The organism is Mycobacterium sp. IDUB_9, assembly GCF_055419505.1.
In genome coordinates this window covers 84,873-95,248 of sequence record NZ_JBVAXU010000006.1, presented here as the reverse complement: position 1 = coordinate 95,248, position 10,376 = coordinate 84,873, and the positions used below count along the sequence as shown (strand labels likewise).

Here is a 10,376-nt window from a genome sequence, read left to right as displayed (position 1 = left end):
GATGTCGCTGCCCGGGACAACTCCGACCGCCGCGCCGCAGCGGGCGTTGACGGTGCTGCTGGCACCCCGCCCACAGACCGAGGAGATCCTGTCCGTCCTGGTGGATTACTCCGCGGTCGGTCTGATTGGGCCGTTCGTGTGGGTCGACGCCGCCGAGGTCGGCGACAGCTCCACGCACGGAACGCTGGTTCGCGACGGACAGGGCGAGCCGGTGGTGTTGCAGCAGATGCTGACCGGTGAGCGCTATGACCGGATCCGGATCGCAGTGCTCGTCCCGGTCGACGTGCCGGCGACCGATCGAGTCCCGCTGGCGGTCGAGCAGGCGGTGGAGCAGACCGTCCGCAGCAGTTCGATGGGTGCCCCGATCAACCTGCTGCGGCTGTTGTTCACCCGCGGTGACGCCATCCCCACCACTCCCGATCTGGCATTGGTGCTCGAAGGCTGGCACAACCTGTTGATCGCGCCGGAAGATTCGGCGGCGCCCGGTCTGGGTGCGGTGGCCTGGGGCCGGCTCACCGATCCGCTGGATGTGGCGCAGTTCGCCGCTCCGGTGGTGGCCGGCGTGACGGGGTTGTGGGCCGGCGTGGACCAGGGTCCCTTCGACACGTTGGAGATCCTGCCCGGGCAGACGGTACGCGCGGTGCGGGCGTTCTACCGGTGGCTCGACACCGATGGCGTGGAGGAAGGCCTGCGGGCGCACCTGTTCGACCCGACGGGCCGGCTGCCGCTGCCCCGCGGCGGCCAGGTGCCGGTGGTCTACGTCGAGGATGTCCCGACCGCCGCCCAGTCGATGGCGCGCGCGTTGTGGACGAAACACCGTGACGTGCTGCGCGGTCCGAGGATCGCGGCGACCGCAGGCCCGGAGCAGGCCATCTCGATCTGGGCCGCGATGAAGATGTTCCTCAAGTTCATGGGAGCGGCCGTGCGCAGTGCGCCCGCGGCGTGGTGGTCGGCCGTGATGGGGACGGTCACCTCGGCGGTGGTCACCACGGTGCAGAGCACCGTCTTCGGCCGCACCGACTCTGCGTTCGCCGTGGTCGCCGACACCACCCAATCAGACTGGCAGGACCTGGGGCGCAGCGCGGAAACCCTGAGCAACGCCCTGGGCGGGCAGCCGGAACATTTCGCCCAGCAGGACATGAGCGGGTTGTGGACCGACTTCGTCAACGGCGCACTGACTTTGGCCGATGGAGGCCGCCGCGCCGGCGGGCTGGAGCCTGTCCAGGTCGGCGCGGCCATCGGGGTGGTCTACAACGCCGCCGACGTGGTGCCGAGTGCGGCCGAGCGTTTCCAGGGCATTCCGACGTCGCTGGCGGCGGTGATCGGCGTCAGCTCGGTGGAGGGCGCCGACGTGCTCGGTGCGGCCAACCTTCGGGATCGGCTGCAGCGCGCGTACTCCGACCCGGCTGCCGGCGTGGAAGCCCGGAACACCGGCACCGAGCTCGATCGCTGGCAGGCGTCCGTCACGAAAAGCTATGCCTGGCAGGTCAGCTCGATCCTGGCCGATTTCATGCACCGGGGCCGTGCCGAGGTGGCGGATCTGGTGTCCCAGATTCAGACACTGGCGAACCGCGGTGCGGTCGACGAGCGGCTGAAGGCGCGGCAGCAGGCCATCAGCACCATCCTCAAGACGTTCACCTGGGCGCTGCTGGCCGTGCTGGTGATCCTGATCGGTGTGGCCGCCATGGACTGGGTGCGTTGGAAGTTCGCCCTGGCCACCGGCGGAGCCCTGATCGGCCTGTACATCGTCGTGTCGATGGCGTTGTTCCTGCTCGGTCAGAGAGATCTGTTCGCCGAGATGAACATGCGCAAATCACAGGCGGCCGAACTGGACGCCCTGCAGGCGAACCTACGTACCGCCCTGCAGGACGTGGGCCGGTTGTCGACGGCTTACGGCCAGCTGCTGGCCTGGTGCAGGACCTTGGGCACGGTCCTGCGGGCGCCCTTCGGTGCGCCACCGCCGGCACGCCCGCCGGTCGGTCAACTCGTCGCGGGGCTGCCGCGGTCCACCCAGGTCGGGGTGGCGATGGCGTCAACGGAGCAGGCCGACAACGCCATTCACGGCATCCAGAGCCGGCTCTATGCGTTGGGCTGGCTGAGCAAACCGTGGGAGGACATGGTGGGCGAGGCGGCGGCGCGGCTGCGTGAGGAGCCTACGGCGTTGTTCAAGCAGCCAGGTGTCGGCTCGTCCTCGGGTCTCGACCAGTGGTCTCAGGCGGTGATCGGCGGCCGGGTGAAACCCACTGGCGCCGACGCGCTGTGGGCCCGGGTGGAGCACATGTTCAACGACAGCGGGACTGGGGTGAGCGACACGCTGACCCGAAACGTCCTGGTGCCCACCATCGGTCGGCAGGTGCCCGCCCAGCAGTTCAGCGCCGGCATCACCGATCACCGGCCCGGTCATGCGGCCCCGTTCGACGCGTCGCTGTTCACGCATGCCGCTGTGACGGCGGGCCGTTCGGCGGTCGCCGTCGACAAGGTGGCCGTCAACCGCCGCGGGCTGGGCTACCGGGCGGTCGTGGTGCAGGCCAGCGATGGTCTGCCGCCGTATGACTTCGCGTTGTTCGAGACGCCGGTGTCGGTCATGCCCGGAGTCGAGGATGAGCCGACCACAATGATCAGCCGGGCCGACTTTGACGTGCCGCCCGGGGAGGACATGGTGTTCTAGCGATGAATGATCCACGTCCCGCCCCCGACAACGACGACGATCCACGGTTGGCGCCGCTGCTGGCCTGGCGGCAGCAGCTGCTCGACTCCGGGGCGGTCGCTGCCCGCAGCTTCAAGGAAGCCCATGTGCGCCTGGTGTTGCGGTCGGGTTGCACCGACGTCGAAAGGATCCGGGCCATGCTGCCGGGGTCGGTGGCCGAGCATGCCGAGGACATGGCTCGGGTGCTGGCCGAGTTGGGCGGTGTGAGTCCGGCGGCAGAGGATGCCTCGGGGCGGCACCGGACTGCCGCGTCCGCAACCGAATCCGTGACACCGCCGGCGTCGCCTGAGCTGTCTCCACCGCCACCGCCACCGGCCCCGCCGCCCCTACCGCCACCGGCCGAAACAGCGTTGAGCGCAGCTGATTTCGCGCCGTTCACGTTCGGCGCCCAGCAGCCGCCGAGCCACAACATCGCGCTCCGGCGACGCCCGGACGGGGCCGCGCTGGACCTGAGCTGGCCGCCCTACGAGCCGGCTGCGGCGGTGGTGCTCTACCGACTGGTCAGCGCCGAGGGCGACGCACCGTACGCGCCGGACCGTGCGGATCTGGTGGCCGCCACCGACACCCCGTACGCCGCAGACGCCCGGCCCGCCACGTCGGCGGCCAGGCACTTCCAGGTATGGGTGAACGTCGGGCCGTCGCGTGCCGACGCGCTCGCCGCCCAACCGGTGCTGTACGCGGCCGGGGTGCTGGTCAGCCCGCTCACCGCATTCGACATCCGCGAGGATTCCGGACGGGTCATCGGTCAGTGGGCGGTCCCGCCCGGGGTGAGCGCGGTGTTCGTCTACCGCATCCCGGCCGAAGACGCCGGACGTGACGGCCCTCAGTATCGGATCCTGGCCGACAGTGCCAACCTTTCCGGGTTCATCGACACCGACACCGTTCGCGGACAGCGCTATCTGTACCGGGCCCGTTGCGCGGCCACCGTGGACGGCGTGCTGCGGCTGTCCGAAGCGGTCCAGGCCGACGTCGCGGTGTCGGCGGTCTTGGAGCCGGTCACAGACCTGGCTGTGGTGGCCGGTGGTGACGGCTCGGTGTTCGACCTGACCTGGACGCCTCCGCCCGCCGGACGTGTGGTGATCTACCGCAGCGAGAACGGGCCCAACGCCGGCGCCGATTCCGCCGAACTGGCCGAGGACGCCCTCGAACAGGTAGGGCTCACTCCCGAACTGCAGCTGACCCAGCCGGTGGTCACGCGGCACACACCGGACGGCCGGCCGGAGTCGGTGTTGGTCGCGGTGTCGTGGCCGGCCGATTGGAGCCGTGCGTACCTGACTCCGGTGACCCTGCTGGGCGGGCGTGCACTGCTGGGCAAGACGCTGTCCTCGGTGCGCACCGGGACCATCAGCGACGTCGAGCTGGCCGAGTACTGCAACAAGCAGGTGCTGACATTCGACTGGCCCGACGGCGCGGCAGGTGTCGTGATGTACCTGGCTCCCAAGGGCCACGATCCGCGTGACGGGCTCACCGGCAAGTCCTTCGAGATCTCTCTTCAGGAGTACGAGAAGTACGGCGGCATGCAGTTGACGGGGCAGCTGCCGGTCGGCGGCTGCTCGCTGCACCTGGCGCCGGTGGCGTTCTCCGGTGGACGGCGTGTGACCGGTGCGGTCACGAGCACTGAATACGCCGGTCTGCTCCGGCTGCAGTACGCCGTGCAGATTGTCCGTGACCCCAACGGTTTTCCGGTTTCCGCCACTATCGCGATGCGCTCCGAACACGACCTGCCGGGGTCTCCGGCGTTCGTGTTGGTCAACAATCCGCAGCGGATTCCGCTCGGCGTACATGACGGTCAGGCCGTCGACGTCGCTCCGCTCACCGAGCAGGGTCAGATCGGCGACCGGCCGTCGAAGGAGTTGCGCTGGACGGCCCTCACCACGACGGGCGCGGGCGAGCTGTGGGCCGCCGATGTGCGCGGCTTGCAAGGATGGATCAGGTTGTTCGTGAACACTCCCACGCCCGCGCGGCTTCGGGTCATCGCTTTGCTCGACCCGCCGGTGGAGACCCTGCGACTCAGCCCGCCGGCGCGATGACCACGCGCTACGGCCAGTTGGCCTACACCTCGTTCGACAAGGTCGGGTCTGCCGGCGGCTGGCAGGTCAAGGAGTCCACCGGAGGGTTGACTGCCGACGAGACACAACAGCTGATCGCCGGCGTGCGTACGGTGTTCCATCCGGTCGAGCCGTTGCCTGCCTATCCGACACCTGAAGAGTTGGAGCGGGGCCCGCGCCGGTTCGCGTACCGCCCGCTCGACAGCGGTGCGGCCGGCTACTGGCATTCGATCCCGGCCGGGTCCGACAGCACCGGCCGTCCGGGTAACGTGTTCGCCCACGTGTTGCTGGACCGTCAACCCGATGCCGCGCGCCGGCCGATCGAATGGTGGCGGTCGGCGCAGTGGCTGCGCCCGTACGGACCGGCGGCCGTCGCCCGTGCGGCCCTGCCGCCGCGCGCCCCGGAGCCGGGTGTGGTGGTGACGAAGGACAGTGTGATCGCGTTCGCACTCGATTCCACCACGTGGCGCCTGACCACCCTGTTCGGGCTTTTGGACGCGGTTCTCGCCGCCCTCGCCGGTGGTCCGCCGGTGGTGCTGGGGGCTGAATCGGCCGAATCGGCCGCGCACTGGATCGGGCTGGTCAGCTTCCTGATGTCGTCCGGAACCGCGACAGATCTGAGTTTTTCGACGTTTGACCGCGCCGATCAGCTGGCCCTGGCTCTGCAGAGCGGCCAGCACCTGACCGCGGTGCCGATCGGGGACCTGGACGCGGTACCGGCGGGAGTGGTCGGCATCGGCGAGGCCGACCTGATCTCTCTCGGTGAACTGGGCGGGGAACCCCACCGCACCGCGGCCGGGCAGGCCATCGAGGTCACCGCATGGTCGGCCATGGCGCAGGTGGTGTTGCTGGACCCGGCATCGGCGCGGACTGTGCTCGACGATATCGACCGGTTCGCCGGGGAGGTGTCCGATGCCGGATTGCATCCGGCATGGCCGATGGCGATGGCAGTGGCGGCCAACGCGGAGTTCGCCGACGCGATCGATGAGGCGCACGACGTCATCACCACGTATTCTCCACCGGGGGTGGCTACGGGATCTGCTGCAGCCCAGACTATTTCAGGTGTCATGGGGGAGGTGGTGGGAACGACCACCGCCGAGGCCTGGCAGGCGGTGCAGAGCCTGGCAGGTGGCGCCGCTGCTGATTTCGCCGATGTCAGCTACCTGTGCCGAGCGCTTACCGACGACGCCTGGCTGGCACGGCCTGGTCCGACACCGTTGGGGCCGAGGGTGTTTCATGGTAGATCGACGCCGCCCGAGGTGCAGGCGGCGATCGGACCGGCGCTGCAGCGGGCCCGCGATACCGGACCCGAGCGGGTGCTGGCCGTGGTGGACCTTCTGCAGCGGGCGGGTGTGCGGGACGACCGGCTGGTGGCAGCATTGCGTAGCGACCTGGTGGCGCAGATCGAAGACCCGTCGCACGCCGCAGAATTGAGTCGACGACTCGGCTCCCAGGGCAAGCTGACATTGGCTGCCGCACTGTTCCGCACGTCGCCCGGCGACGTGGCGGCCGGGGTCATCGGTGACGGCTTGCTGGACTGGCTGGCCGACGGGGTCGACTTTCCTGCCGCTGCAGAGCTTTCCCGGTCGCGGCCGTGGGATTCCGGCTGGACCCGGGCAGCGGTACGTGGGGTAAGAGCCGCGCGGCGGGGTCCGTCTGCCCGGGGAGACCGGGTGGCCGAGCTCTGGTGGCTGGGGGTGTCGGGCTCGCCGAGGTTCGTCCAGGTGGCGGGTGATTCCGTGTGGGATCCGGCTGATCTGCTGGCTGTCGTCGGCGACGGTGCACTGCCCGGCGCGGCCGCTGTCCGCACACTTCTGGGCGCACCCGATTCGCCCGAGTTGGACCGGTTGGCCGCCAAGGTGATCGACGGCAATGACGACAGTGCTGCTGTTGCCCACGCGGCGGTACGGCACATCACCCCGCTGCAGTGGATGCAGCAGCGTTATGTGGATACCCATCAGCGGGCTTACCTCCCGTTCTGGGAGCAGGCGCTTGCCACGGCTCGGCAAGGCGACGTCCACCGCGATTTCTCGGCGGGGCTGCTGACCTTCGCGCTGCTGGGAACCATTGCCGGACAACCCTTCCCGGATGGCTGTCACATGCTTGCGGCGGATCCTGACCTGGCCGCGGAGGCGGTCCGCCGGGTGCTCCCACTGGTGGACGGATGCGAGATTTCCCCGCACGTGGTGCTCGCGGTCAGCCTGCTGCATACGGTGGCAGCCGAGGATAACGAGACCCCGCTGAGCGGTGTCGAGGCGGTCCTGGCGCAGCTGGCCGAGCACGTGGCAGCACCCTTACAGAATGACGATCACGAGGTCGAGGGGGCGGCGATGTTGATGGCGCAGATGTCCGGAGACATGTCCGACGGCGCGCTGCGCCGATACCGAAAAGTGGTGAGCAGGCTGTTGACGCGCCGCGCTGATGTACAACCGACGCTGGCAGCCCGACTGCGGGGGAGCCGCTGATGCCGATCTACGTGATGGGTGCACGCAATCAGCGTGTGCAGATTCCGAATCAGGCTCTGACCGTGTCGATCACCGGCGCCGTCGGTGGCGCCGCGTTGGAAGTGCAGGGTGGTCCGGACCAACCGGTGGTGCGCTCCACGGCACACCAGGCGGTGCTGCCGAGCCTGACCGGGCCGGTGACGATCGTCGTGCGGCCCGTCGGTGCCGACCGGTTCGGTTCGGGCACGCTCATCCATTTGGCGATCGCGCACGACAACCCCGGTGACGTCGACCCGGTCCAGGTGATGTTCGATCCTGTCGACGTCGGCGGCGACACCGTCGTCACTTTCGCCGCGCTCACCCCGAACGGCACGCAGATCGAGGTGGCCGTCAGTGCGGTGGCCGATACGCCGATGAGCCCCTTGGCATCCGCGGCCCGCACGTCCGCGCGCAAGGTCACCGGACGGGGCCCGGGGAATTCCGAGGGCTCGGTGGTGCTGGCCGTCGACACGTCGGCGTCGATGCGGCGGTGGTTCGCCGACGGCAGCACGTTCGCGGCAGCCGACATCGTGGTCGGGGTGGCCGATGCGATCGGCGTACGGGCCGTATCGGCGGTGTTGGTCGGTGCCGAGGTGACGCCGGTGCCGGCAGGCGACGCCGCTGCGCTGGTGGACGCGCTCCGCCAGGCCGAACCGCGGTGGTCGGCAGGGGCCCGGTGGTCACGCTTGCCCGCCGGCCCGGCGCGTACCGTCGTCTGTTCCGACTTTCCCACTTTGGCGGTGCGGCAGCAGTTTCCGGTATTGGCGCTGTCCAACGACCGGCGCCTCGACGCGGACGGTGCGCGGCTGCCGTCACCCCGTCCGGGTAACGAGGCCGGGGCCGAACTGCTGGCCCATCCGCCGGTGCTGGATCGCATCACGGCGGCGTTGGTGCGGGCGTTGACGTGACGAAGTGCCCACGCTGCTTCTCGCTGCTGAATCCGAACCACTTCCTGTGGACGTTGATTCCCCAGCCGGGCGCGGCCCGCTACCGCGACGACGTCGCCTCGGCCTACCTCGGTGCGCCGGCCGAGTGTGGTCCGCTCTACACCTGGACCCGCACGCCCGGCCACAACGGTCCACCGCCGTCGACGGCGGATGCGAGCCACGCCCTGCAGGGACCCGCAGTCGAGATCTGCACGGTGTGCCACTACACGCTGCCCGAGGGCTGGCGGCACGGGCATGCGATCTGCATCGCGATGGCCGGTGCCCGGGCTACCGGTAAGAGTCTCTACATCGCGGTTCTGGTCAAACAGCTGGAGCTACTGTGCGAACGGCTCGGTGTGTCAATGGAACCCGTCACCCGAGCCACCGCGCAGGCCTATGAGGCGAACTACGAAACTCCGCTCTACGTGCAGCGCGGGCTGATCCCTCCCACGCCCACGATGCACACCCAGGCGTCCAGCCAGCGGGAGCCGCTGGTGTTCTCGATCGGTGGTTGGCACGGGGTGCGGCGGTTCCTGGTCCTGCGCGATGTGGCCGGTGAGGACATGGAATCCGGCGATCTGCACACGCCACCGTTCCGGTTCTTCGCCAACGCCGACGCGGTGTTCTTCATGTTCGATCCCCTGCGGGTGCAGACGATCCGCGATCAGTTGCGCGATCTGTTGCCGGCCCAGCAGTTCAGCGGCGGCGATCCTCGCTCGGTGCTGAACAACCTGCTGATGGCTGTGGGGCAGGGGCAGCCGAAGCTCGCGGTGATCCTGTCGAAGTTCGATGCGCTTCGGACGTTGCGGAATGTCGAGGGCTCCGAGTGGAGCATGATCATGTCCAACACCGGCGCGGCCTATCTGCGGGATACCTCCGATGCCCCGCGTTATGACGAACTCGGTGGGCAACTGTTGCACGAGGAAGTGCGAAGTCTGCTGACTCGTCTGCACGGCGGCGCGATCGTGGCCGCGGTGGAGAACCCGTCGACGGGAATCGTGTTGCCGCATCGCTATTTTGTGGTGTCTGCGCTCGGGCAGCCGCCCAGCGGCAACAAGCTGCATTCCCGGGGGATCGCCCCGTTCCGGTGCGCCGACCCGATCCGGTGGGTCACCTCGAGCTTCGGGGTGTTGTAGGTGACCACTCAAGATCCGTTCGGGGGCAACCCGTTCGGACAGAATCCGTTCGGGCAGCCGCCGTACGCGGGTCCGCCGATGGCCCCTGCGGGGCCGCCGCCGCATGACGAGGTCAACTCGTTGGCGACGTTGTCGGTGGTGTTCGCGTTCGTGTTCGCCCCGGTGGGTGCGGTGTTGGGCCATCTGGGACTGTCACAGATCAAGCGCACCGGGCAGCGAGGTCGTGACCGTGCGCTGGTGGGGTTGACCCTGTCGTATGCGGTCATCCTGCTGGCTGTGGTGGGGCTGGTGGTGTGGGCCGTCATCGATACCAAGGGCGTCGACTCGAAACCGGTTACATCGCAGACGAGTTCACCGTCCGCATCGCCAACGAGCACCAGTTCGCCGCCGGCGGAGCCGACCGTGGCAGCCAAGGACCTACCCAGCCTGGTGCCCAACCTGGCCGAGATGCGTGACCTTCTCAACGACGACACAGTGACCAGCTCACAAACCCAGACCCGGGTCCAGGATCAGCCGCCCGACGTGTTCACGTTCGACCCGGCCGAATGCGCCGGCTCGTTCGTGGCTCTTACGCCTCAGGGGTATGCGGGTAGTGACTACCGTGAGGTGTACGGGCCGTCCCATGTGGCTGCCGACAACGTCGTCACCGGTGAGGCTGTCGTCCGGTTCCCCAGTGCCGCGGCGGCCAGACAGGCGCTGGTGGGCTATCAGGACGTCTGGCACCGCTGTGCGGGCCGGGTCCTGAAGGTCACCTCGGGGTCTGGTGGGGTTATGGATTTCAATCTCGGCGCACCCGAGGTTGATGGCGATGTGACCTCGTTGGTCAGCGTCAGTCCGGGTTCCCCGGAAGTGGTGATGAGCCGCGCGATTGCGGTCAAGGCGAACGTGTTGGTGGATACGCAGGTCTTTGCGCAGCGGCACGGCCGCGAGCACGTCGTGATCGCCAATCACATTCTCGACAAGATTCCGGGTTGACATGACGCAAGGTGGTTTCGGGGGTCCACAGGATCCCTTTGGTGGTTCTCCGTTTGGCAGTGCGCCTTTCGGGCAGTATTCGTCAGGTCAGCCGCCATACG

At 68.7% G+C, this 10,376-nt stretch carries 6 protein-coding genes; all 6 read left to right on the top strand.

From position 1 onward, the window contains the following. Position 1: 1 nt before the first annotated feature. The 6 genes from ACZY08_RS23400 to ACZY08_RS23375 are packed head-to-tail and all read left to right on the top strand — an operon-like array spanning position 2 to position 10,275. Positions 2-2,668 (top strand): hypothetical protein, encoded by a 2,667-nt coding sequence (locus ACZY08_RS23400; RefSeq protein ID WP_463747143.1) that lies wholly within the window; start codon positions 2-4, stop codon positions 2,666-2,668. Positions 2,669-2,670: 2 nt separating this feature from the next. Then, positions 2,671-4,737 carry a hypothetical protein gene (locus ACZY08_RS23395; protein ID WP_463747144.1) on the top strand — a complete coding sequence of 689 codons (2,067 nt, stop codon included), beginning with the start codon at positions 2,671-2,673 and terminating at the stop codon, positions 4,735-4,737. Then, positions 4,734-7,220, top strand: coding sequence for a GAP1-N2 domain-containing protein (locus ACZY08_RS23390; protein WP_463747145.1), 2,487 nt, complete (start codon positions 4,734-4,736; stop codon positions 7,218-7,220). The genes ACZY08_RS23395 and ACZY08_RS23390 overlap by 4 nt, the downstream gene beginning before the upstream one ends. Continuing rightward, a complete protein-coding gene (locus ACZY08_RS23385) occupies positions 7,220-8,146 on the top strand; it encodes a hypothetical protein (RefSeq protein ID WP_463747146.1) in 927 nt (308 codons plus the stop codon). The genes ACZY08_RS23390 and ACZY08_RS23385 overlap by 1 nt, the downstream gene beginning before the upstream one ends. Next, on the top strand, positions 8,143-9,300 hold the full coding sequence (locus tag ACZY08_RS23380; RefSeq protein WP_463747147.1) for a TRAFAC clade GTPase domain-containing protein: 1,158 nt from the start codon (positions 8,143-8,145) through the stop codon (positions 9,298-9,300). Before ACZY08_RS23385 ends, ACZY08_RS23380 begins: the two co-directional genes overlap by 4 nt. After that, positions 9,301-10,275: a sensor domain-containing protein gene (locus ACZY08_RS23375; protein ID WP_463747148.1), complete on the top strand. Its 975-nt coding sequence runs from the start codon at positions 9,301-9,303 to the stop codon at positions 10,273-10,275. The last annotated feature ends 101 nt before the right edge of the window (positions 10,276-10,376 follow it).